This window comes from Aeribacillus sp. SP014, from assembly GCF_054055575.1.
In genome coordinates this window covers 1-23,948 of sequence record NZ_JBSRXI010000001.1, presented here as the reverse complement: position 1 = coordinate 23,948, position 23,948 = coordinate 1, and the positions used below count along the sequence as shown (strand labels likewise).

Genomic DNA, 23,948 nt, shown 5'->3' with positions numbered 1-23,948 from the left:
GAACAAAATAGCATGATAAAACGGCAATTATCAGCAATTAAGCAGATGGCAAACAACGCAGAATTAAAAGAGGAATTTGAGAAGATTACCATCGAAGGAGTAACGACTGATTCGCGGAATGTCCGTAAAGGAAACTTATTTGTACCCATTATTGGCGAAAAGTTTAATGGACATGACTTTGTCGAGAAAGCGTTCGAAAATGGTGCTCATGCCTCCTTATGGTCTAGATCAGTCCCGAATCCGCCGCAAGACAAACCATTGATCATTGTCGACGACACCTTGGCAGCATTGCAGCAGATTGCTTCTCACTATTTGTTGGCAGTAAACCCAAAAGTAGTAGGGATTACAGGCTCTAATGGCAAAACAACGACAAAAGATATGATCGCATCGGTTGTGGGCACTCGGTATCGCGTGCATAAAACGAAAGGGAATTTCAATAACCATATCGGTCTGCCTTTAACAATATTAGATATGCCTGAAGATACAGAGGTGGCTGTATTAGAAATGGGCATGAACGCTAAGGGAGAAATTGAATTATTATCATCAATTGCACGTCCTGATATAGCCGTCATTACCAATATCGGCGATGCTCATTTACAAGATTTAGGCTCTCGTGAAGGGATTGCGGAAGCAAAGCTTGAAATTATAAAGGGTTTAAAAGAGAATGGAACGCTCATTTATCATGGTGATGAGCCTTTGTTAAAAAAAGATTATTCATGTCAAACCGTAACGTTTGGAGAAAATAAAAACAATAATCTTTTTCCGACATCAATGGAGCTGTTGGGTGAAGGAACACGGTTTCGCGCCAATATAGCTGAACAGCCTTTTTTTATCCCTGTTTTAGGCCGTCACAATGTTTTAAACGCCTTGGCAGCTATCGCTGTTGGAGAACTCCTAAAGATCGGACTGAATCGTATTGAAAAAGGGCTTCGCGATTTGAAAATAACAAACATGAGACTTGAATTGATTCAAACGAAGAACGGTCTGTCCATCATAAATGATGCATATAACGCGAATCCTACAGCGATGAAAGCAGCCATTGATCTAGTCCATGGTCTAAAAGGATATTCGCAAAAAATTCTTGTCTTAGGGGATATGCTGGAGCTTGGCGAAAGAGAAGTTGAACTTCATCAAGAAGTAGGAATGATGCTGTCTGAAAAAGAAATTGATCACCTCTTTACATTTGGAAAACTCGGAAAAGAAATTGCCGTTGGTGCAAAGAAAGTTATAGATGAAAGAAAAATTCATGTGTTTTTTGACAAAGATGAACTAATTCATGAATTAAAGAAAGCTGCAGGTTCAAAAGATCTTGTGTTAGTGAAAGCGTCCAGAGGAATGAAGCTGGAAGATGTTGTTCATGCATTAATGAAAGAATAAAATAAAACATCATTTTGCTTGTGCTTTTGTTTTTATGCTTTTTTAGCTATAGTGCGGTAAGTTGAAATAGATTGATGGAAATGGTATGATAACACCTGCGGTGAATGGATAAAAATCCCTATGCGTACTTTCCAGCAAAAATCGGAGTTTACACTGATTCTCACGACTATGATAAGCTTACAGTTTCTAGAAAATACGCACAAGAGCCTTTTTATCCAGCAGCGCTTAATAAAAGTCTTAAAGGAGTTTGGAAAAATTGACAAATTTGTTTCACCAGTTCGGGTTGAGTCCGGAGCTGTTAAAATCAATAAAAAGAATGGGCTTCGAAGAAGCGACTCCCATTCAAATGCAGGCGATCCCTTTAGGCTTGAACAATAAAGACATCATTGGACAAGCGCAAACAGGGACAGGAAAAACAGCAGCTTTTGGCATCCCTTTAGTAGAAAAAATTAATGTTCATGATTCAGCTGTTCAAGCGATCGTGATAGCTCCAACACGGGAACTTGCTATACAAGTATCAGAAGAGTTATATAAAATCGGTTATGATAAACGGACAAGAGTATTGCCGATTTACGGAGGCCAGGACATTTCCAGGCAGATTCGGGCTTTGAAGAAGCCGCCCCACATCATTGTTGGAACACCTGGAAGGTTATTGGATCACATACGGCGCAATACGCTGCGGCTTGATTCTGTGCACACTGTCGTTTTAGATGAAGCGGATGAAATGCTCAACATGGGGTTTATTGATGATATTGAGCACATTCTTTCAAATATTCCTAGGGAGCGTCAAACCCTTCTATTTTCTGCGACAATGCCTGGTCCAATTAAATCAATTGCAGAACGTTTTATGAAAAATCCGACTCATGTCCGTGTAAAAGCGAAAGAAGTAACGGTTCCAAATGTGCAGCAATATTATTTAGAAGTGCCTGAAAAACAAAAATTTGACGTTTTGACAAGACTTCTTGATCTGCAATCACCGGAGCTTGCGATTGTGTTTGGCAGGACAAAGCGCCGAGTGGACGAACTTTCTGAAGCATTAAATGTCCGCGGCTATTCAGCAGAAGGAATTCATGGCGATTTAAGCCAAGCGAAACGCTTATCTGTTTTGAACAAATTTAAAAATGGAGCCATTGATGTACTTGTTGCAACAGACGTAGCAGCCAGAGGGCTTGATATATCTGGTATCACCCATATATATAATTTTGATGTACCTCAAGACCCTGAAAGCTATGTGCATAGAATTGGAAGAACAGGACGGGCTGGGAAGTCAGGAAAAGCGATGACGTTTATAACCGCAAGGGAACGCGGTATTTTGGAAACCATTGAGCATACAACAAAAAGAAAAATGGATCGAATGCGTCCTCCTACTTTAGATGAAGCACTAGTAGGAAAACAAAAAATGACGGTCGAAAAAATTTGCTCTGTAGTGGAAACTGAAAATTTAGATCAGTATAAAAATTTTGCTGCGGAGCTATTGGAAAAATATGATTCCGTCCCATTGCTTGCAGCAGCTATTAAAATGTTAACGAAGGAGCCGGATACGACACCTGTAAAATTGACGGAGGAACCTCCTCTCCCTATGAAGAAAGAAAAAAGCAGAAATAAACGAAAGCTTGATTTAAAAAACAAACGGGTTGGACGGAAACGCTCCTTTCATTCAGCAAGATCGACAAAAGGATCGGCTAGCCCAAAATAATTGGAATGAAAAAGAATAATCAGACATGGAAAAAGAGGCATTCCAAAACTTGGAGCTGCCTCCTTTTTATATATTTGAAACTTTTTGCCTAAATGAAACGTAATTTTTTACAGAAGGAGACAAGGGAGGGAAAAACTTGCGGCGCGAACCACAAAATCGCATTAGTCCTAAAGCTGTTACTGTATGGAAGATCACTGCGGCTATTTGGAGCATCGTTGAGTTGCTGGTGATCATAGGCATATCCTTATTGATATTTTTTTTCAACTGGCCGAAATGGATTATTCCTATATTGGCAATTATTTGGTTGGTGTCTTCTATTTGTTCCATTTTCATTTTTCCAAATATTCGGTTGAAAATATGGCGATATGAAGTTCATGAGAATGAACTGGATTTGCAGCATGGATTGTTTACAGTTACCCGTGTGCTTGTTCCAATGGTGAGAGTTCAGCATGTAGATACCTCACAAGGACCGATTTTAAGAAAATATAACTTGGCGACTGTAACTATTTCCACTGCAGCAACGGTTCACGAGATTCCTGCCCTGGAAATGGAAGAAGCGGATCAGCTTCGCGATTATATCTCGAAATTGGCACGGGAGGCGAAGGATGATGTATGATCAGAAAAGATTGCATCCCGTAGCTGTTTTAGTGAAAATTGCGAAGGCGATTAAAGAAATTATAGTAACGAATATTTTCTTGTTTGTCACAAACATAGGAAACATCCGGTCGTTTTTATTGATCGGAACGATTCTAGCACTTATACTCACGATCATTTCCAGTGTGTTAAATTGGTTGAAATTTACTTATCGCATTGAAGAAAATGAATTTCGTGTTGAGCAGGGCGTTTTTTTAAAAAAAAATCGATATATACCGATTGAAAGAATTCAATCCATAAATGTAACCGCCGGTTTCATCCAGCGCCTCTTCGGTGTAGTGAAGCTTGAAATCGAAACAGCGGGCGGCATGGGCGAAGCAGAGGTTGAACTTAGCGCCATACGGAAAGAAGAGGCAGAACAGATTCGGACAATCATCAAGGAGCAAAAAAGACAAATAGCACAAGGAGAAGCAGAGCAAAACAAACTGGAAGAAGGAAGGGTTCTTTACAAAATAAGCTTTAACGAACTGCTTATTACTGCAGCAACTTCAAGCGGCTTAGGGGTTGCTCTGTCAATCGTAGCCTTTTTAAGCCAATTTGATGAAATTATTCCGTACGAAAAAATATTTGACAAGCTGGAATGGATTGTCCATGCAAGTGTGACGATGATTGTCATCTTATGTTTGATTGGTTTGATCATTGCGTGGATTATAAGCTTTATCGGGGTTTTACTCCAGTACGGAGATTTTACAGTTCGAGAAGAAGCCGGACAGATTATTATTTCAAGTGGCATTTTTGAAAAAAAACAGATTTCTATACCAATAGATCGTATTCAAGCAATTAAAGTAACAGAAAATTGGCTGCGCCAGCCTTTTGGATATGCAACTGTACATATTGAATCGGCGGGAGGCGGAAGTGACAAGGATGTCGAGACCATTTTGTTTCCGTTAATTCGGAAGAAACAAGTTAAAGAAAAGGTTGAAAGCTTTTTTCATTTGACGATAAACGAGACACTGCACCCGGTTCCGCGGCGTGCGCTATCCAGATTTTTGCTCCGTATGCTGATTTTATCACTTCTCATAGCCGTCCCTTTATGCTTGTTTTTTAAACCATGGGGCTACTTATCACTTATTCTCATTCCTTTTGCACTGGTGCTCGGATATTTTCAATATAAAGATACAGGTTGGTATTTAAATGGAAAAGAATTGACGCTGTCTTTCCGCGTGTTGAATAAGACAACCGTCTTTTTCGAAAAAAAGCGGATTCAATCATTGGAATTGAAACAATCCTATTTTCAGAGACAAAAAGATCTGACTTCTGTTCAGTGCAGTATTATTTCCAAGTCTACTGGAAGCTTTTTTGCTGTTAAAAACCTCGAGGAAAAGGACGGAATGGAAATTTATAAATGGTTTTCAAGAAGAAGTGAAGGACAAGTTTAGAAGCTCCCATCTCTCATGTGGATGGGAGTGATTTAAATTTTTACAACACATATAAAATAGCCGCAAGTATAAAAACGAAAACAAAAATCCATATCGACCATTTTTTGAAAAATAATTTCATTCCTTCCTGCCGAACCGGTTGATGATAATACGTATAATGAATGAAGCTTGGTTTTTTGCGGACAAACACTTTACCTAGCAAAAATCCAGCCAGAAGTCCTGTTACATGTGCAACTACATTGATATGGGCATCAATAAAGGACAGTACGAGAGCTATGGCTGTAACCGTTAAGATCATTTGAGAGTTTTTTTGATCCATATATTCCTTTCGGAAAAAACAGATGAACATGTACGTGCCCAAAATGCCAAAAATCGCCCCTGAAGCTCCTGCATGAGAATAATCCATTGGCATGATCAAATAGGTTGCAATGTTGGCTATAATGCCTGATGCACTGTAAATGACCAGAAAATAAATTGACTTTACCATTCGTTCCAGCGGCGGGGCAAAAATAATAAGTGTGATTGTATTAAACAAAAGATGGGAAAAGCTAGTATGCAAAAAAATTGGTGTAATGAGCCGCCACCATTCCCCTGAATGAACCCCTGCATTGTATCCGGTTAAAAAAGAAAATAGAAGCGTAAATATTGGGAAAGAAAGTTTCATCATAATCCATAACACAACATGTATGCAGCTTATGATCGTGACAGCAGGATAAAGGCGAATAAAAGTGTGAAGGCTTTCTGTTCTGCGAAACATGTGAATTCTCCTTTTCAACAGGACAAGTATTCTATAATCATTTGTATGATTTTCAATTTATAAATAGTACAGTAGAAAATTAAAGGGATGTGATGGTGTGATCGTTGGGATTGGACTTGATATCGTTGAAATGGACAGGATGAAAGATATTATGGAGCGGAGATCCAACATTATTGACAGAATCTTATCGTTTCGCGAAAAGGAAATCTTTAATAAATTGCGGGATTCAAGACAATTGGAGTTTTTGGCAGGCAGATTTGCCGCTAAAGAAGCATTTAGCAAAGCATTAGGGACAGGAATCGGAAAGACAGTGGGCTTTTTAGATATTGAAATTTTACATGATGAAAAAGGGAAACCGATCATTGTGCAAAATATTACATCAGACCGGGTGTTTGTGACAATCACTCATTCAAAAAATTTTGCTGCTGCGCAAGTAATCATTGAAAGCCTGTCAAGCTAGTCTGCATATTTGCTGACCTTGCCTCATATAGTTGTAATGCGGTAGGGGAGACAAGTCAGAAATTGTTCACTGACTCTTCAAAACTTCCTAGTGACGCTAATTGAGGCAAAGGGGTTGAAAAATTTGACGAGAGGCGTAAAGCTCGTGATTGTCTGTCTGCTTTTTGTGGGATTAATATCTGCATGTGGCGTAAAATCAAAAGAAGACGTTTCAAGTGCATTGAACAAAAAAATTGAAGAATTAAAAGGCTATAAGGTGAACGCCAAAATGACGATCAAAACAGCGGAAGAGCCGCATGTGTATGAAGTGGAAATTTGGCACAAAAAGCCCCATTATTATCGAGTGCTATTAAAAAATGATGACAGGGATCAAAGCCAAATTATTTTAAGAAATGATGATGGGGTATTTGTTCTGACTCCTGCTTTGAACAAAAGCTTCCGTTTCCAAAGCAATTGGCCGCAAAATTCGAGTCAAGCTTACCTGTATGAATCGCTTGTCCAAGATATATTGAAGGATAAAGAAGCGAAATTCGAAGTCGGGGAAAAGAACTATGTATTTGAAACAAAAACCAATTATCAAAACAATCAAATGCTCCCATACCAAAAAATTGCATTTCATAAGAAAAATTTGACACCTTCATATGTGAAAGTGATGGATGTTGATCGGAATGCGCTTGTTTCTGTTGAATTTTCCAATTTTGAATCGAATCCAAAATTTGATAAAAATGCCTTTGAAATAGAAAAAACGATGTCCAATGCCCAAGTGGATATTCCTGTTTTGGCTCAATCAGCGAACAAACAATTTGCTGTTCTTTATCCGCTTAAGGAAGACTTGCCGGAAGGTGTCGATCTCGTCCAAGAAAAAGAGCTGAATACAGATAGCGGAAAACGAGTAGTATTAACTTACGGAGGCGAAAAATCATTTACTCTTATTGAGGAGCTTGCGGAAGTTTCACCAGTTACCTCTTCAGAATTTGTCAGTGGAGAGCTGGTCGATTTAGGGTTTGCAGTTGGAGCGCTGACCGACAATTCTTTAACATGGACATATAATGGTGTGGATTATATGCTCGCTTCAAACGAACTGACGCAAAAAGAAATGATTGCAGTTGCTCGTTCTGTACAAAGCCAATCAGGGAAGTAGTAAAATTGAGCGGCAAAAGAAACGATCTTCTGCCGCCTTTTTTATGTACTATTGTTTAAAAAGAAACAGTGATATAAAATAAACAAAACGATATCGTTGGAGATGAAATTAAGATGCAGAACTATTTCCGAGATACATGGGCAGAAATTAATTTAGATCATATTGAAGCGAACATTCATGGATTAAAAGAACATTTGCCGAATGAAACTGAAATTATTGCTGTTGTGAAGGCTAATGCTTATGGTCATGGAGATGTGGAAGTTGCCCAAGCAGCATTGTCAGCAGGTGCGGCTAAATTAGCAGTCGCTTTTCTAGATGAAGCATTGAAATTGAGACAAGCAGGAATAAAGGCCCCTATCCTCGTTTTAGGAGCGGTAAGACCAGAAGATGTTACAGTTGCAGGAGAAAATGGGATAAGTGTGACTGCCTATTCAGCTGAATGGCTGGAAAGTTCTGGAAAATATTTAGGGAAAACATCAGTCAACATCCACTTGAAATTAGACACAGGTATGGGACGGATCGGAATAAGAGATAAAAAAGAACTCGAACAAGCCATTTCGCTCATAAAGGGACAGCAGTTATTTCGATTAGAAGGTATATTCACTCATTTTGCCACAGCAGACGAACACGATACAGCATATTTTGAACAGCAATATGAACGTTTCCTGGAATTATTGCAAATCGTGGATACAGACGGTTTGATTATTCATTGTGCTAACAGTGCTGCGACTCTTCGCTTTCCAACAAAAACTTTTAATGCGGTTCGCTTTGGCATTTCCATGTATGGTTTGGCGCCATCGGAATTTATCAAAAGCACGCTGCCTTTTCCGTTATATGAAGCCTTTTCTTTACACTCAAAGATTGTTCATATTAAAAAAATAAAAAAAGGGGAAAAAGTAAGTTACGGAGCAACATACGCAGCGAAAGAGGAGGAATGGATTGGTACGGTTCCAATCGGTTATGCTGATGGATGGATTCGAAAATTGACTGGTTCGGAAGTTCTTGTCGATGGAAGGCGCGTTCCTATTATCGGGCGCATTTGCATGGATCAACTGATGATTAAGCTTCCGGAAAAAAAACCTGTCGGGACAAAAGTGACACTTATCGGTTCACAAGGCAATGACATGATTTCAGTTGATGAAGTGGCTAAACGGCTGGAAACGATTAATTATGAAATTCCATGCATGATCAATTGGCGGGTTCCTCGGATTTATATAAGAAATGGGGGCAAAACAAACGTAAGAAATCCTCTGCTTACTGAAAAATGAAGAAACTTGAATAAAATATTCATATCAATGCCGATAATATTGAAGAAATTATTTGAAAAATGGCTTTGCTTCAACGAATATAAATGTTAATATTAATATTGGAATAAAATGATTTCGGCTTTGTAGGAACGGTGGAGGTGTATTTTGGTGTCTGAATCCAGCTCAACAACGGAAATTATTGTTCGATTGCCACAAGCACTTGTTTCTGAATTAGATGGAATCGTGAAACAGGAAAACGGAAACAGAAGTGAATTTATTTATCAAGCAATGAAAATGTATTTGAGAGAGCGTAAAAAACGCCAAATTCGCGAGTCAATGAGACGCGGTTATATGGAAATGGCGAAGATCAATCTAAATATTGCATCGGAGGCTTTTCTGGCAGAGTATGAGGCTGAACACACCGTTGAACGCTTAGTTAGCGGGGGGTAATCTTTTGATTGTTAAACGCGGCGACGTTTATTTTGCTGATTTATCCCCTGTAGTTGGTTCAGAGCAAGGCGGCGTTCGTCCAGTTTTAATTATCCAAAATGATATAGGGAATCGTTTTAGTCCAACGGTGATCGTAGCCGCTATTACAGCACAAATTCAAAAAGCAAAATTGCCGACTCATGTTGAAATTGATGCGAAAAAATATGGATTTGAACGGGATTCGGTCATTTTGCTTGAGCAGATTAGAACGATTGATAAACAACGGTTAACGGATAAAATTACCCATCTTGATGATGAAATGATGGATAAAGTGGACGATGCCTTACAAATCAGTTTAGGCCTGATCGATTTCTAATATTTTTTACGTATATTTCAACGATCTTTTCAAAAGGACTGCCTGCAGGTAGAATGTTTAAGATAAATAAGATTGAAAAAATGTCCACAGTTGCGAAACTGTGGTATTTTTGATTTTTGCGCAAAAATGAACAGACGTGCTGACAAGCTGCATTCGCTTTTTTAAACGACGAAGCATTTAAAAACAGCATCTTCCATAGTCGAGAAGCGAAAGGAAGATTTGCCGCGTTCCCTTTATAAAATAGCTGTAAGCAATGAATGCGACAGCTTAGCAGATATTGTGGAAGAAAAATGATAAAAACGGGAACATATCTATAATTTTTTTTTATTTTTCTATAAAAGTTGAAAAGGCCAAGTTTTTGAAAGGAGACATGCAACATGTCACTGAAAATTTCTGGAATAGTTGAATTTATCCGAATGCATCGAGACGAGATTATGAAGGATTGGATTGATCGCTTCAACAAGGCTGATGCTCAATCAATTTCCGCTGAGTCTGATCAAATTGATCAAGCAATTGCTGCAGAATATGTGAATATTCTCATCGAATGGAGCAAAAACAAAGAAGATGAATTTTCTGGAAAAATTCATGAATTTTCAAAACGGATTGTCCAGCTTGACTGGCCAATGGACAAAATTGCTCAATGCTTACATACTTTTGAAAAAATATTATTTGCTAAATTGCTTGAGAAACAAATACCGGGTGATCCGCTTGAATTATTATCGGAGATAGAGAAAGTTACCTCACCGGTTAATCGGGAAGTATTTCTGCAATATACCTCTTCATATGAAAGAACCATTAATCTCCAAAAAATGGCTCTGCAAGAATTGTCTGCGCCGTTGATTCCAGTTTTTGATAGCATCACTGTTATGCCATTGATTGGAACGATTGATACGGACCGTGCCAAAAGAATTATGGAAAATTTATTAAAAGGGGGTCGTTAAATATCGTTCTGAAGTGGTGCTGATTGATATAACCGGTGTGCCTGTTGTGGATACGATGGTAGCCCATCACATTATACAAGCTGCAGAAGCAGTTCGTCTTGTAGGAGCAAAAAGCTTGCTTGTCGGCATTCGCCCTGAAATTGCGCAAACGATAGTGAATCTAGGCATTGATTTAAGTCAAATTACGACGAAAAATACCCTTCAAAAAGGCATCGAAGCTGCGCTTGAAATGACCAATCGAAAAATTGTTTCAATGGGTGAACGCAGATGATGAAAACGTCAAAAATACCTATTTTAAAACTGTATAATAATCTATTAATTTCAATACAGTGGGAGCTGGACGACAAAACAGCGATGCAATTTCAGGAAGATTTATTAAAGAAAATTCATGAAACAGGAGCAACAGGTGTTGTCATTGATTTAACTTCCGTTGATGTCATTGATTCATTTATCGCCAAGATTTTAGGGGACTGTGTCAACATGTCTAAGTTAATGGGGGCGACGGTCGTGTTGACAGGTATTCAGCCTGCTGTGGCTATTACGCTGATCGAATTAGGCATTGAACTGGAAGATATTCATACTGCGCTTGACTTGGAAAAAGGGCTGGAATTGCTTAAGGAGCTGGAGGATTAGAATGGATGGCCAATCCTGTGTAATGATTATGAACGAATGGGATATTGTGGCTGCCCGCCAATTGGGTCGTCATGCTGCGAAAGAACTTGGATTCGGCGCAGTGGACCAAGCCCGGATTACCACCGCAATATCAGAATTAGCAAGGAACATTTATCATTATGCAAATGGTGGGAAAATTTACATCGATAAAATTGAAGAAAAAGAAAAAAAAGGAATTAAAATTACCGCCTCTGATCATGGGCCGGGAATTCCTGATATTCGCAAGGCAATGGAGGATGGATTTACGACGTCAGGAGGACTTGGGGCTGGATTGCCTGGTGTTAAGCGCTTAATGGACGAATTTTATATCGACTCAAAGACAGGCGAAGGGACCGTTGTACAAGTGGTGAAATGGCTTCGTTAGGAGGATTTTATGGCGTTTGATGATGATATTCAAATGAAATATAAAGAGATGTTAGCAAATTACATTCAAGAACTGACCGAACAAGCTTTATATGAAGGGCAGCGCTTCAGTTGGAAAGCAATTGAACATAAAATACCGCCTGAGGAAATCATCAACATCCATTTAAAAGTTTTAAAAGAATTATTTCCAGACATACCAAAAAAGATTTTAGATTCCTTTGACTTTTTATTGGAGGTAATGGTTGGTTATGGTCTGGCTTATCAAGAACATCAATTTTTGAGGGGCAGGCAGCTTGAGCTGAAATCCGAAATTGAAATTGCAGCAAACGTACAGCAGGCACTGCTGCAAACAAATATTCCAAAAGTCGAAGAATTGGACATAGGGGTCATCAGCGTTCCTGCCAAAATTATGAACGGAGATTATTACCAGTTTGCAGAACATGAAAACACAATGAGCGTTGCGATTGCGGATGTCATAGGCAAAGGCATACCTGCAGCATTGTGTATATCAATGATTAAATATGCGATGGACAGCCTCCTGGAATCAAGGCAAAATCCGAGTTACATATTAGAAAATTTAAATAGAGTTGTTGAACAAAACATCGATGTCAATATGTTTATTACCATGTTTTTTGGTAAGTACGATTTTCGGACGAATAAGATTACATATGCATCTGCAGGACATGAACCGGGCTTTTATTATTGCGCCAGCGAGGATCACTTTTATGACCTTCAATCAAAAGGGCTTGTTTTAGGTGTTGACCGGCAAGTGAAATATGAGCAATATGAATTAAATCTTTTCCAAAACGATATGATTATTCTTTTGTCAGATGGAGTAACTGAAACAAGAACGAAGGAAGGATTTATTGATAGAGCTGCAGTGACGAGCGCCATCCGAGCTCATTTACATTTGCCTGCTCAGCAAATAGTAGAAAATATTTATAAAGATTTTGAGAAAATGCAAGGTTTTCAATTGCGGGATGATTTCACCTTAATCATTATGAAAAAAAATGTTTAAACGGCTTCGAAAAAGGGTATAAGTGAATGGATGATTTTGTCTTTTATGAGGGGGATCAGAATGAATCTTGAAATTGATATTAAAAGGGAAAAAAAGGTTTCGTATGTGCATCTAAAAGGAGAGATTGATGCCTATACTGCGCCAGCGCTAAAAAATAAACTTGCGCCCATTTCTGAGGAAAGCGAACCTTTTATTGAAGTCAACCTAAAAGATGTTGAATATATGGACTCAACCGGATTAGGAGTTTTTGTCGGATTGTTGAAAACGGTCAGAAAACAAGGCGGAAAGCTGAAATTGACAAATTTGTCGCCGCGGCTGGAGCGCCTATTTCATATTACCGGTTTGGACAGCATCATCGAGATTTCAAGAAAAGGTGAGGATTAATGGATAAATGTATTGATTACATTGAAATGAAAATACCTGCGAAAACTGAGTATATAGGGATTGTCAGATTGACTCTATCCGGTATCGCCAATAGAATGGGGTACACATATGATGACATTGAAGATTTAAAGATTGCCGTCAGTGAAGCGTGTACAAATGCGGTGCAGCATGCCTACGGTCATAATGAAAACGGTGAAGTGAGAATCGGCTTCAGCTTGTTCGAAAATCGATTAGAGATCACTGTTTCAGACGATGGAAAAAATTTTGATTTATCAAAAATGAAAGAAAACACCGGGCCTTATTCTCCTTCCATGCCGATTGAAAAATTGAGCGAGGGCGGTTTAGGTTTGTTTCTAATTAAAACGCTCATGGATGAAGTGACAATCGATATGAACTCAGGAGTAACTGTCAAGATGTCCAAGCTTTTAAATGAGGAGCGAATGAGAAATGAACAAACCTCATGGTCAAAAACGAAGCAATAACGAAATCCATGCACTCATTCGTCAAGTTCAGGAAAATAAAGATGAAAAAGCACAAGAACAAATTATTGAACTTTATCAGCCAATTGTTGTTGCACTGGCAAAAAAGTACTCAAGTTCGAAAATGTATCAGGAGGATTTGGTACAGGTCGGGATGATCGGTTTATTGGGAGCGATTGATCGCTTCGACCCAACAGTTGGGAAATCATTTGATGCGTTTGTTGTTCCAACGATTATTGGAGAAATCAAACGCTATCTTCGGGATAAAACGTGGAGCGTCCATGTGCCCCGCAGAATGAAAGAACTTGGACCAAAAATAAATGCAGCGGTGGAGCAGTTGACGAGTCAGCTGGAGCGCTCTCCGAAGGTCAAGGAAATAGCAGAATATTTAGGAGCAGCTGAGGAAGAAGTTTTGGAAGCTATGGAAATGGTCAAAAACTATCATACGCTTTCTGTTGATCACTCAATAGAAGCTGGACCGGATGGAACCGCGGTCACCATTTTAGATCTTGTCGGACAAAAAGACGAGGGCTTTGAACGCATTCTTCAAAAACTGACTATTGAAAACATTATGCACGTTTTAACTGAGAGAGAAAAAGAAATTATTCTACATTCTTTTTATCATAACCGCAGTCAAAAAGAAATAGGTGAAATTTTAGGTATCTCCCAAATGCATGTTTCCAGACTATTGCGCCAAGCATTAAAAAAATTAAAAAAAGCTGTTCACGCTGATCCAATGGAGATAGGGCAATGATTCAATATCAAGAAACTGAACATATTCAATTTTTGACATGTCAGGTTGGAAAAGTAGGCAGTGCTTATTGTGGAGACAGTTTTTTCACCTGTACGGACGAGCATAGATTTGTTTGTGTTGTCGCAGATGGGTTGGGAAGTGGACAAGCTGCGCGTGAATCATCTGAAATCATATGCCAAACGGTGAAGCAATACCAGCAGGAAACTGTACATGAGATTTTTAAACAGTGCCATAAGAAATTAAAAGGTAAAAGAGGCGCGACAGCCGGAATATTAAAGGTGGATTTCGTAGACAAAACTATTACATACGGCTCGGTAGGAAACGTTCGTTTCATCTTATATTTGCCTTCTGGGGAATACATTTATCCAATTCCAACCGCTGGATATTTACCTGGTAAAATGAAGAAATATCGCATCCGCACTTTTTCATATGAAAAAGGGTCAAAATTTATTATTCACACTGATGGCCTTTATGCTTCAAACATTAAAACGGCGTTAAAAGATCATTCTTCTATTCACGAGATTGCGAAAGGCTTCGATAAATTTCTTTCCGATCGGACAGATGATTTAACTTATATAATCGGGCAGCTTTTTTAATTGTTGGGACAATCGGATGGAAAACGGTTGTCTTTTTATGTTGAAAAAATTTTTGATAAAATGTTTATGTAGATGGAAATAGTAGTGGAGGCTAAAGAATGTTAAATAATGAGAAAATTTTTCAAATGTTAAGCAGCGAATTATCAATATCCACCAAACAAATTCAAAATGTCATTGCATTGCTTGAAGACGGCAACACCGTTCCTTTTATTGCGCGGTACAGAAAAGAACAAACAGGCGCTTTAAATGAAGTGGAAATACGAAACATTAGTGAACGCTGGCAATACATACAAAACCTTGAAAAAAGAAAAGAAGAAGTTATTCGGTTAATTGAGGAACAAGGAAAACTAACAGAATCTTTGCGAAATGAAATACTGGCGGCTGAAAAATTGCAGCAAGTTGAAGACTTGTATCGGCCATACCGGCAAAAAAGAAGAACGAAAGCAACGATTGCAAAAGAAAGAGGGCTTGAGCCTTTAGCCAAATGGATATATTCCTTGCCGCTAGCGGGATCGATTGAAGAAGAAGCCGAAAAATACATCAATGAAGAGAAAGAAATCCATACGGTTGAAGATGCTCTCTCTGGTGCAAAAGATATTATTGCAGAATGGATTTCAGACGATCCGAATTTTCGGCAATGGATAAGGGAGCAAACGTTGAAAGAAGGTATGGTCGTCTCAACGTGTAAAGACGAAGAAAAAGATGAGAAAAAAGTATTCGAAATGTATTACCAATATGAAGAACCGATCAAAAAAATCGTTCCCCATCGTGTTTTGGCGTTAAACAGAGGGGAGAAGGAAGGGATTTTAAGGGTGGCAATCGAGCCGCCGACAGAACAAATAGTAGCCTATTTGAAGAAAAAAGTTGTTTCGGATCAAAGGACAATTGCTGCTGATATTTTAATTGAAACGTTGGAGGATGCGTATAGACGGCTCATACAGCCTTCGATTGAGCGGGAGATTAGAAAAGAATTGACTGAAAAAGCTGAAGATCAGGCCATTCGTGTTTTTTCCGAAAATTTAAGAAAACTGCTCCTTCAACCTCCATTAAAAGGAACGATCGTTTTAGGAATCGACCCGGCTTACCGTACAGGATGCAAGCTTGCGGCAGTCGATGAAACTGGAAAAGTTCTTTATATTGATGTGATTTATCCTCATCCGCCAAAAAATGAAATAGAAAAATCAAAACAAAAGCTGATCGATATTATTCAACGCTTCCAAATTGAAGTAATCGCTATCGGCAATGGAACAGCTTCAAGAGAAACAGAACAATTTGTTGCAGATGTAATAAAAGAATTAAAAGAAGATATTTATTATTTAATTGTTAACGAGGCGGGAGCAAGTGTTTATTCAGCTTCTGATTTAGCCCGGGAAGAGTTCCCAGATCTTGAAGTCGAAGAACGCAGCGCAGTATCCATTGCTAGAAGGCTTCAAGATCCGCTTGCTGAATTGGTGAAAATTGATCCTAAATCAATCGGTGTTGGTCAATACCAGCATGATGTATCCCAAAAGAAATTGCATGACTCTTTAACGTTTGTTGTGGAAACAGTTGTCAACCAAGTCGGTGTCAACGTAAATACTGCTTCGCCGTCTCTGTTGCAATACGTATCTGGATTATCAAAAACAGTGGCTCATAATATTGTGAAACGAAGAGAAGAAATTGGAAAATTTGTGAATCGCAACGATTTAAAATCCATCCCACGGCTTGGGGAGAAAACGTATGAGCAATGTATCGGCTTTTTAAGAATATTGGACGGCGACGATCCGCTTGACAGGACGAGCATTCATCCTGAAAGCTATGAAGACGCTAGAAAACTGCTGTCAAGCCTTTCATTGACAGTCGATGATATCGGTACAGAACTGTTGAAAGATAAAATCAGATCGCTGAATATTCAAGAAACTTCAAAAGCCTTGCATATTGGCGAATATACATTGAAGGATATATGCGATGCTTTAATGAGACCGGAGCGCGATCCTCGTGATGAAGTTCCAAAACCTCTTTTGAAAAAAGATGTGCTGCAGCTTGAAGACTTGAAAGAAGGAATGGAGCTGCAAGGAACGGTTCGAAACGTAGTAGACTTTGGTGTATTTGTTGATATCGGCGTTAAACAGGATGGACTTGTGCACATTTCAAAATTAAGCAAACAATATGTAAAGCATCCTTTGGACGTTGTTTCGGTTGGGGACATCGTGACAGTCTGGGTGGAAAAAGTTGATGTTGATAAAGGGAAGAGTCGCTTTAACAATGGTTAAATAAATAACAACAGAAATCACGGCTGTCGGCAAAGTCGACAGCTGATTTTTTTATCAACCTTATATTGCATGCTGATGGAAGCAAACAACGATCTATCAACCAAAAATTTTGAAAAAAAGTTAGTCTGTTCTTTGAGAGCTGTTGAATTATGAGCAGTGCTTTTTTCTATAGAAATACCAGCATTGATTTAATAACTTGATTTGATAAACGTTTTTTTCATAATATGCTTTCTTCATTTGATTTATAAGCCAATTCGGCATTGGTTAATACCTCCTTGGATGTATTGTTCTTTTTGGCTTGCCATTTTATGGTCAAGAAAAAAAGCATATGCTAAAATAAAATATGTGAGTCCGATTAGATGTAGTAATATTTATTGTATGCGTTAAGTTGTTGTCCTGTTCAACATGTTTTTAAAGTAGGTGCAGTACATTGAATGATGACCAGCTTCAAAAACTTGTGGAGCAAATTTCACTATCCTTTTTTGGGAAAAAATTTGTTCACAAAGCGTATTTTAATCACCGTCTTCGAACAACAGGCGGAAGATATTTATTAAACAGCCATGATATTGAAGTGAATAAAAAATATTATGAACAATACGGAATGGACGAATTAATAGGGATTATTAAGCATGAACTTTGCCACTACCATCTTCATATCGAAGGAAAAGGATTTCGGCATCGGGACTCTGACTTTAAAATGCTTTTAAAAAAAGTAGGTGCACCTAGATTTTGCACACCATTAAGAGAAAAAAATAAAAATAATATTATTTATATTTATAAATGCCTATCATGTATGAGCACTTTTATTCGCCATAGAAAAATGAACCCAGAACGATATTTATGCGGAAAGTGCGGAGGAAAAATTCAATTTTATAAAAATAATGGTTGACGAAAAGGAGAAAGATATGATAAAGTATAAAAGCCGTCGCTAATTGGATGGCAGCGAAAAACAATATATAATGAACTGTTGACAAAATTATAAATGCTCATTACAATGGTTACAGTCGTCAATTTTTTTCTTCATTCCGCAGTAGCTCAGTGGTAGAGCATTCGGCTGTTAACCGAACGGTCGCAGGTTCGAATCCTGCCTGCGGAGCCAATTTGGAGAAGTACCCAAGTGGCTGAAGGGGCTCCCCTGCTAAGGGAGTAGGTCGTGTAAGCGGCGCGAGGGTTCAAATCCCTCCTTCTCCGCCATGAAAAATGGCCCGTTGGTCAAGTGGTTAAGACACCGCCCTTTCACGGCGGTAACACGGGTTCGAATCCCGTACGGGTCATTCATATTCGCTGAAATAGGAAGTTGAAAAACTTCCTATTTCTAACTTTAAAAAATCCAAACCAAAAAGTCTTTACATAGCGTTCAAAAAATGTTACAATAAGTTTTGTGACTTTTTGATGGGCTATAGCCAAGCGGTAAGGCAACGGACTTTGACTCCGTGATGCGCTGGTTCGAATCCAGCTAGCCCAGCCACTTATTATAAAAATAATAAGAGCCATTAGCTCAGTCGGTAGAGCAACGAGCAAGACTTCGTTGAATAAGCAGCGAGTTGTCCCGACGCATCCAGCATCCTTGAGAAAGCTGGAAGAGGAAGGGACATCTGACCGACTTTAAAACAGATTAGAAGAAATTACTTTTTATGAGCCATTAGCTCAGTCGGTAGAGCATCTGACTTTTAATCAGAGGGTCGGAGGTTCGAATCCTCCATGGCTCACCATTTAATGCGGGTGTGGCGGAATTGGCAGACGCACTAGACTTAGGATCTAGCGCCTTACGGCGTGGGGGTTCAAGTCCCTCCACCCGCATATTCGCGGTAGTGGCGGAATGGCAGACGCGCTAGGTTGAGGGCCTAGTGGGGGCGACCCCGTGGAGGTTCGAGTCCTCTCTACCGCACCAAAAAAAGTATTGACATCATATTTTAAGTGAGTTACAATAAAAAACCTGTGGAATGCGCCCGTAGCTCAATTGGATAGAGCGTTTGACTACGGATCAAAAGGTTAGGGGTTCGACTCCTCTCGGGCGCGCCATATACGGGAAGTAGCTCAGCTTGGTAGAGCACATGGTTTGGGACCATGGGGTCGCAGGTTCGAATCCTGTCTTCCCGATTTTGATCAATATAGGCTTAAAAGCAAAATTGCATGAATAAATTAAGATATGCGGGTGTAGTTTAGTGGTAAAACCTCAGCCACGAGCGACACTTCAATGAATAATCTGCGAGTTGCCTCGACGCATTTACATCCTCGAACAATGCTGGAAGAGGAAGAGGCATGGAAAATGCGTGTTTATCATTTAAATAGAAAAACAAATATTTTCGCGCGGGTGTAGTTTAGTGGTAAAACCTCAGCCTTCCAAGCTGATGTCGTGGGTTCGATTCCCATCACCCGCTCCAAAATGATCCTTGAAAACTGAACAAAACGAAAAGCGTGCCTGTTGATTCTAAAAGAGCATTTGGTGACAAACTTTTTTTGGAGAGTTTGATCCTGGCTCAGGACGAACGCTGGCGGCGTGCCTAATACATGCAAGTCGAGCGGACCGATGGGAGCTTGCTCCTTTAGGTTAGCGGCGGACGGGTGAGTAACACGTGGGCAACCTGCCCTGCAGACTGGGATAACTTCGGGAAACCGGAGCTAATACCGGATAACACCGAAAACCGCATGGTTTTCGGTTGAAAGGCGGCTTTTAGCTGTCACTGCAGGATGGGCCCGCGGCGCATTAGCTAGTTGGTGAGGTAACGGCTCACCAAGGCGACGATGCGTAGCCGACCTGAGAGGGTGACCGGCCACACTGGGACTGAGACACGGCCCAGACTCCTACGGGAGGCAGCAGTAGGGAATCTTCCGCAATGGACGAAAGTCTGACGGAGCAACGCCGCGTGAGCGAAGAAGGTCTTCGGATCGTAAAGCTCTGTTGTCAGGGAAGAACAAGTGCCGTTCGAACAGGGCGGTACCTTGACGGTACCTGACGAGGAAGCCACGGCTAACTACGTGCCAGCAGCCGCGGTAATACGTAGGTGGCAAGCGTTGTCCGGAATTATTGGGCGTAAAGCGCGCGCAGGCGGTTCCTTAAGTCTGATGTGAAATCTCGCGGCTCAACCGCGAGCGGCCATTGGAAACTGGGGAACTTGAGTGCAGGAGAGGGGAGCGGAATTCCACGTGTAGCGGTGAAATGCGTAGAGATGTGGAGGAACACCAGTGGCGAAGGCGGCTCTCTGGCCTGTAACTGACGCTGAGGCGCGAAAGCGTGGGGAGCGAACAGGATTAGATACCCTGGTAGTCCACGCCGTAAACGATGAGTGCTAAGTGTTAGAGGGTATCCACCCTTTAGTGCTGCAGCAAACGCATTAAGCACTCCGCCTGGGGAGTACGGCCGCAAGGCTGAAACTCAAAGGAATTGACGGGGACCCGCACAAGCGGTGGAGCATGTGGTTTAATTCGAAGCAACGCGAAGAACCTTACCAGGTCTTGACATCCCCTGACAACCCTAGAGATAGGGCGTTCCCCTTTCGGGGACAGGGTGACAGGTGGTGCATGGTTGTCGTCAGCTCGTGTCGTGAGATGTTGGGTTAAGTCCCGCAACGAGCGCAACCCTTGACCTTAGTTGCCAGCATTCAGTTGGGCACTCTAAGGTGACTGCCGGCTAAAAGTCGGAGGAAGGTGGGGATGACGTCAAATCATCATGCCCCTTATGACCTGGGCTACACACGTGCTACAATGGGTGGTACAAAGGGCAGCGAAACCGCGAGGTGGAGCGAATCCCAAAAAACCACTCTCAGTTCGGATTGCAGGCTGCAACTCGCCTGCATGAAGCCGGAATCGCTAGTAATCGCGGATCAGCATGCCGCGGTGAATACGTTCCCGGGTCTTGTACACACCGCCCGTCACACCACGAGAGTTTGTAACACCCGAAGTCGGTGGGGTAACCCTTACGGGAGCCAGCCGCCGAAGGTGGGACAAATGATTGGGGTGAAGTCGTAACAAGGTAGCCGTATCGGAAGGTGCGGCTGGATCACCTCCTTTCTAAGGATATATACATTGAAATAGGGTGCGCTTTTCCGTTTTGTTTAGTTTTGAAGGATCATATCCTTCTTGATTGTTCTTTGAAAACTGGATAACGGAAAGACATTCACGAATAGATCGCTCATGTTAGGAAGAAACGGTTAAGTTAGAAAGGGCGCACGGTGGATGCCTTGGCACTAGGAGCCGATGAAGGACGGGACAAACACCGAAATGCTTCGGGGAGCTGTAAGTAAGCGTCGATCCGGAGATGTCCGAATGGGGGAACCCACTGCCCGTAATGGGGCAGTATCCATACCTGAATCCATAGGGTATGGAGGGCAACCCGGGGAACTGAAACATCTAAGTACCCGGAGGAAGAGAAAGCAACAGCGATTCCCTGAGTAGCGGCGAGCGAAACGGGAACAGCCCAAACCAAGAGGCGTGCCTCTTGGGGTTGTAGGACACTCGATTAAGGAGTGACAAAGGAACGGGGTAGACGAAGAGGTCTGGAAAGGCCCGTCAGAGAAGGTAACAACCCTGTAGTCGAAACTCCGTTCCCTCCCGAGTGGATCCTGAGTACGGCGGGACACGTGAAATCCCGTCGGAAGCAGGGAGGACCATCTCCCAAGGCTAAATACTCCCTAGTGACCGATAGTGAACCAGTACCGTGAGGGAAAGGTGAAAAGCACCCCGGGAGGGGAGTGAAAGAGAACCTGAAACCGTGTGCCTACAAGTAGTCAGAGCCCGTTAACGGGTGATGGCGTGCCTTTTGTAGAATGAACCGGCGAGTTGCGATTTCGTGCAAGGTTAAGCCGAAAGGCGGAGCCGCAGCGAAAGCGAGTCTGAAGAGGGCGAAATAGTACGAGGTCGCAGACCCGAAACCAGGTGATCTACCCATGTCCAGGGTGAAGGCAAGGTAACACTTGCTGGAGGCCCGAACCCACGCACGTTGAAAAGTGCGGGGATGAGGTGTGGGTAGGGGTGAAATGCCAATCGAACTTGGAGATAGCTGGTTCTCTCCGAAATAGCTTTAGGGCTAGCCTCAAGGGAAGAGTCTTGGAGGTAGAGCACTGATTGGACGAGGGGCCCCCATCGGGTTACCGAATTCAGTCAAACTCCGAATGCCAATGACTTATCCTTGGGAGTCAGACTGCGAGTGATAAGATCCGTGGTCAAAAGGGAAACAGCCCAGACCGCCAGCTAAGGTCCCAAAGTATACGTTAAGTGGAAAAGGATGTGGAGCTGCTTAGACAACCAGGATGTTGGCTTAGAAGCAGCCACCATTTAAAGAGTGCGTAATAGCTCACTGGTCGAGTGGCTCTGCGCCGAAAATGTACCGGGGCTAAACGTATCACCGAAGCTGCGGGTTGACACCGTTGGTGTCAGCGGTAGGAGAGCGTTCTAAGGGCATCGAAGCCGGACCGGAAGGACCGGTGGAGCGCTTAGAAGTGAGAATGCCGGTATGAGTAGCGAAAGAGGGGTGAGAATCCCCTCCGCCGAAAGCCTAAGGTTTCCTGAGGAAGGCTCGTCCGCTCAGGGTTAGTCGGGACCTAAGCCGAGGCCGAAAGGCGTAGGTGATGGACAACAGGTTGATATTCCTGTACCACCTCCTCACCGTTTGAGCAATGGGGGGACGCAGGAGGATAGGGCAAGCGCGCGGCTGGATGTGCGCGTCCAAGCAGTTAGGCTGGCAAGCAGGCAAATCCGCTTGCCGGAAGGCTGAGCTGTGATGGCGAGGGAAAGGAAGTACCGAAGTTCCCGATTCCACACTGCCAAGAAAAGCCTCTAGCGAGGTGAGAGGTGCCCGTACCGCAAACCGACACAGGTAGGCGAGGAGAGAATCCTAAGGTGAGCGAGAGAACTCTCGTTAAGGAACTCGGCAAAATGACCCCGTAACTTCGGGAGAAGGGGTGCTCATCAAGGTGATAAGCCATGATGAGCCGCAGTGAAAAGGCCCAGGCGACTGTTTAGCAAAAACACAGGTCTCTGCGAAACCGTAAGGTGAAGTATAGGGGCTGACGCCTGCCCGGTGCTGGAAGGTTAAGGGGAGCGCTTAGCGAAAAGCGAAGGTGCGAACCGAAGCCCCAGTAAACGGCGGCCGTAACTATAACGGTCCTAAGGTAGCGAAATTCCTTGTCGGGTAAGTTCCGACCCGCACGAAAGGCGTAACGATCTGGGCACTGTCTCAACGAGAGACTCGGTGAAATTATAGTACCTGTGAAGATGCAGGTTACCCGCGACAGGACGGAAAGACCCCGTGGAGCTTTACTGCAGCCTGATATTGAATGTGGGTACAGCTTGTACAGGATAGGTAGGAGCCAGAGACGCGTGAGCGCCAGCTTGCGCTGAGGCGACGGTGGGATACTACCCTGGCTGTACTGACATTCTAACCCGCGCCCCTGATCGGGGCGGGAGACAGTGTCAGGTGGGCAGTTTGACTGGGGCGGTCGCCTCCTAAAAGGTAACGGAGGCGCCCAAAGGTTCCCTCAGAATGGTTGGAAATCATTCGGAGAGTGCAAAGGCAGAAGGGAGCTTGACTGCGAGACCTACAAGTCGAGCAGGGACGAAAGTCGGGCTTAGTGATCCGGTGGTTCCGCATGGAAGGGCCATCGCTCAACGGATAAAAGCTACCCCGGGGATAACAGGCTGATCTCCCCCAAGAGTCCACATCGACGGGGAGGTTTGGCACCTCGATGTCGGCTCATCGCATCCTGGGGCTGTAGTCGGTCCCAAGGGTTGGGCTGTTCGCCCATTAAAGCGGTACGCGAGCTGGGTTCAGAACGTCGTGAGACAGTTCGGTCCCTATCCGTCGCGGGCGCAGGAAATTTGAGAGGAGCTGTCCTTAGTACGAGAGGACCGGGATGGACGCACCGCTGGTGTACCAGTTGTCCCGCCAGGGGCACCGCTGGGTAGCTATGTGCGGAAGGGATAAGCGCTGAAAGCATCTAAGCGTGAAGCCCCCCTCAAGATGAGATTTCCCATCG

The 23,948-nt window shown here is 42.2% G+C and carries 18 protein-coding genes, 10 tRNA genes, 2 rRNA genes and 3 pseudogenes; 31 read left to right on the top strand and 2 right to left on the bottom strand.

Translation table 11 applies throughout. The features are described 5' to 3' along the window. Positions 1–12 precede the first annotated feature (12 nt). From ACVIJU_RS00165 to ACVIJU_RS00150, 4 genes are all read left to right on the top strand, one after another. Positions 13–1,377: a UDP-N-acetylmuramoyl-tripeptide--D-alanyl-D-alanine ligase gene (locus ACVIJU_RS00165; RefSeq protein ID WP_063388222.1), complete on the top strand. Its 1,365-nt coding sequence runs from the start codon at positions 13–15 to the stop codon at positions 1,375–1,377. A gap of 316 nt (positions 1,378–1,693) precedes the next feature. Continuing rightward, positions 1,694–3,073 (top strand): DEAD/DEAH box helicase, encoded by a 1,380-nt coding sequence (locus tag ACVIJU_RS00160; RefSeq protein ID WP_063388241.1) that lies wholly within the window; start codon positions 1,694–1,696, stop codon positions 3,071–3,073. A 136-nt stretch (positions 3,074–3,209) separates the two neighbouring features. Then, the gene (locus ACVIJU_RS00155; protein ID WP_063388223.1) at positions 3,210–3,689 is read left to right on the top strand and encodes a PH domain-containing protein; all 480 of its coding nucleotides are present in this window, start codon (positions 3,210–3,212) and stop codon (positions 3,687–3,689) included. Next, a complete protein-coding gene (locus tag ACVIJU_RS00150; protein ID WP_456687137.1) occupies positions 3,679–5,106 on the top strand; it encodes a PH domain-containing protein in 1,428 nt (475 codons plus the stop codon). Before ACVIJU_RS00155 ends, ACVIJU_RS00150 begins: the two co-directional genes overlap by 11 nt. Positions 5,107–5,278: 172 nt before the next feature. On the opposite strand, the pseudogene ACVIJU_RS00145 reads toward ACVIJU_RS00150, so the two are convergent. Beyond that, positions 5,279–5,863, bottom strand: a pseudogene (locus ACVIJU_RS00145) (rhomboid family intramembrane serine protease); the annotation flags it as partial. Positions 5,864–5,960: 97 nt separating this feature from the next. Between ACVIJU_RS00145 and acpS the strand changes: the two are divergent. The 14 genes and pseudogenes from acpS (at position 5,961) to ACVIJU_RS00075 (ending at position 16,978) form a co-directional block, all read left to right on the top strand. Beyond that, positions 5,961–6,323 carry a holo-ACP synthase gene (gene acpS, locus ACVIJU_RS00140; RefSeq protein ID WP_063388226.1) on the top strand — a complete coding sequence of 121 codons (363 nt, stop codon included), beginning with the start codon at positions 5,961–5,963 and terminating at the stop codon, positions 6,321–6,323. 123 nt (positions 6,324–6,446) lie between these two features. Then, positions 6,447–7,463 (top strand): LolA family protein, encoded by a 1,017-nt coding sequence (locus ACVIJU_RS00135; RefSeq protein WP_201108609.1) that lies wholly within the window; start codon positions 6,447–6,449, stop codon positions 7,461–7,463. A 113-nt stretch (positions 7,464–7,576) separates the two neighbouring features. Next, positions 7,577–8,731, top strand: a complete 1,155-nt coding sequence (gene alr / locus ACVIJU_RS00130; RefSeq protein ID WP_063388228.1) for an alanine racemase — start codon at positions 7,577–7,579, stop codon at positions 8,729–8,731. 147 nt (positions 8,732–8,878) lie between these two features. Continuing rightward, a complete protein-coding gene (locus ACVIJU_RS00125; protein ID WP_063388229.1) occupies positions 8,879–9,160 on the top strand; it encodes a CopG family ribbon-helix-helix protein in 282 nt (93 codons plus the stop codon). A 4-nt stretch (positions 9,161–9,164) separates the two neighbouring features. Then, a complete protein-coding gene (ndoA, locus tag ACVIJU_RS00120) occupies positions 9,165–9,515 on the top strand; it encodes a type II toxin-antitoxin system endoribonuclease NdoA (RefSeq protein ID WP_063388230.1) in 351 nt (116 codons plus the stop codon). A 377-nt stretch (positions 9,516–9,892) separates the two neighbouring features. Next, positions 9,893–10,727 (top strand): annotated as a pseudogene (locus ACVIJU_RS00115) (STAS domain-containing protein). Beyond that, positions 10,727–11,089 carry an STAS domain-containing protein gene (locus ACVIJU_RS00110; protein ID WP_063388242.1) on the top strand — a complete coding sequence of 121 codons (363 nt, stop codon included), beginning with the start codon at positions 10,727–10,729 and terminating at the stop codon, positions 11,087–11,089. Before ACVIJU_RS00115 ends, ACVIJU_RS00110 begins: the two are co-directional and overlap by 1 nt. 1 nt (position 11,090) lies before the next feature. Beyond that, the gene (locus ACVIJU_RS00105; protein ID WP_063388232.1) at positions 11,091–11,492 is read left to right on the top strand and encodes an anti-sigma regulatory factor; all 402 of its coding nucleotides are present in this window, start codon (positions 11,091–11,093) and stop codon (positions 11,490–11,492) included. 9 nt (positions 11,493–11,501) lie between these two features. After that, positions 11,502–12,509, top strand: coding sequence for a PP2C family protein-serine/threonine phosphatase (locus ACVIJU_RS00100; protein ID WP_066247065.1), 1,008 nt, complete (start codon positions 11,502–11,504; stop codon positions 12,507–12,509). Between the two features lie 60 nt (positions 12,510–12,569). Next, the gene (locus tag ACVIJU_RS00095; RefSeq protein WP_063388234.1) at positions 12,570–12,893 is read left to right on the top strand and encodes an anti-sigma factor antagonist; all 324 of its coding nucleotides are present in this window, start codon (positions 12,570–12,572) and stop codon (positions 12,891–12,893) included. Further along, positions 12,893–13,375, top strand: a complete 483-nt coding sequence (rsbW, locus tag ACVIJU_RS00090; RefSeq protein ID WP_063388235.1) for an anti-sigma B factor RsbW — start codon at positions 12,893–12,895, stop codon at positions 13,373–13,375. Before ACVIJU_RS00095 ends, rsbW begins: the two co-directional genes overlap by 1 nt. Next, positions 13,341–14,126, top strand: a complete 786-nt coding sequence (gene sigB, locus ACVIJU_RS00085) for an RNA polymerase sigma factor SigB (protein WP_117017401.1) — start codon at positions 13,341–13,343, stop codon at positions 14,124–14,126. Before rsbW ends, sigB begins: the two co-directional genes overlap by 35 nt. After that, positions 14,123–14,722, top strand: a complete 600-nt coding sequence (locus ACVIJU_RS00080) for a PP2C family serine/threonine-protein phosphatase (protein WP_117017402.1) — start codon at positions 14,123–14,125, stop codon at positions 14,720–14,722. Before sigB ends, ACVIJU_RS00080 begins: the two co-directional genes overlap by 4 nt. Positions 14,723–14,820: 98 nt before the next feature. Further along, a pseudogene (locus ACVIJU_RS00075) lies at positions 14,821–16,978 on the top strand (Tex family protein). Positions 16,979–17,121: 143 nt separating this feature from the next. Here ACVIJU_RS00075 and cmpA read toward each other — a convergent pair. Further along, positions 17,122–17,235: a cortex morphogenetic protein CmpA gene (cmpA, locus tag ACVIJU_RS00070; RefSeq protein ID WP_094245000.1), complete on the bottom strand. Its 114-nt coding sequence runs from the start codon at positions 17,233–17,235 to the stop codon at positions 17,122–17,124. 169 nt (positions 17,236–17,404) lie between these two features. Here cmpA and ACVIJU_RS00065 point away from each other — a divergent pair, with 169 nt between their 5' ends. The 13 genes from ACVIJU_RS00065 to ACVIJU_RS00005 all read left to right on the top strand — a co-directional run. Continuing rightward, on the top strand, positions 17,405–17,863 hold the full coding sequence (locus ACVIJU_RS00065; RefSeq protein ID WP_117017404.1) for a SprT family protein: 459 nt from the start codon (positions 17,405–17,407) through the stop codon (positions 17,861–17,863). A gap of 135 nt (positions 17,864–17,998) precedes the next feature. After that, positions 17,999–18,073, top strand: a tRNA-Asn gene (locus ACVIJU_RS00060). Positions 18,074–18,077: 4 nt separating this feature from the next. Then, positions 18,078–18,168: transfer RNA gene (locus ACVIJU_RS00055), tRNA-Ser, on the top strand. An 8-nt stretch (positions 18,169–18,176) separates the two neighbouring features. After that, positions 18,177–18,248: transfer RNA gene (locus tag ACVIJU_RS00050), tRNA-Glu, on the top strand. Positions 18,249–18,367: 119 nt separating this feature from the next. After that, positions 18,368–18,442, top strand: a tRNA-Gln gene (locus ACVIJU_RS00045). A gap of 168 nt (positions 18,443–18,610) precedes the next feature. Then, a tRNA-Lys gene (locus tag ACVIJU_RS00040) sits at positions 18,611–18,686 on the top strand. 6 nt (positions 18,687–18,692) lie between these two features. Beyond that, positions 18,693–18,774: transfer RNA gene (locus ACVIJU_RS00035), tRNA-Leu, on the top strand. A 5-nt stretch (positions 18,775–18,779) separates the two neighbouring features. Further along, positions 18,780–18,865, top strand: a tRNA-Leu gene (locus tag ACVIJU_RS00030). A gap of 54 nt (positions 18,866–18,919) precedes the next feature. Beyond that, positions 18,920–18,996: transfer RNA gene (locus ACVIJU_RS00025), tRNA-Arg, on the top strand. A 4-nt stretch (positions 18,997–19,000) separates the two neighbouring features. Then, positions 19,001–19,074, top strand: a tRNA-Pro gene (locus ACVIJU_RS00020). Between the two features lie 210 nt (positions 19,075–19,284). Further along, positions 19,285–19,358 (top strand) — tRNA-Gly (locus ACVIJU_RS00015). Positions 19,359–19,431: 73 nt separating this feature from the next. Beyond that, positions 19,432–20,985 (top strand): 16S ribosomal RNA (locus ACVIJU_RS00010). 138 nt (positions 20,986–21,123) lie between these two features. Further along, positions 21,124–23,948, top strand: a 23S ribosomal RNA gene (locus tag ACVIJU_RS00005); the annotation flags it as partial.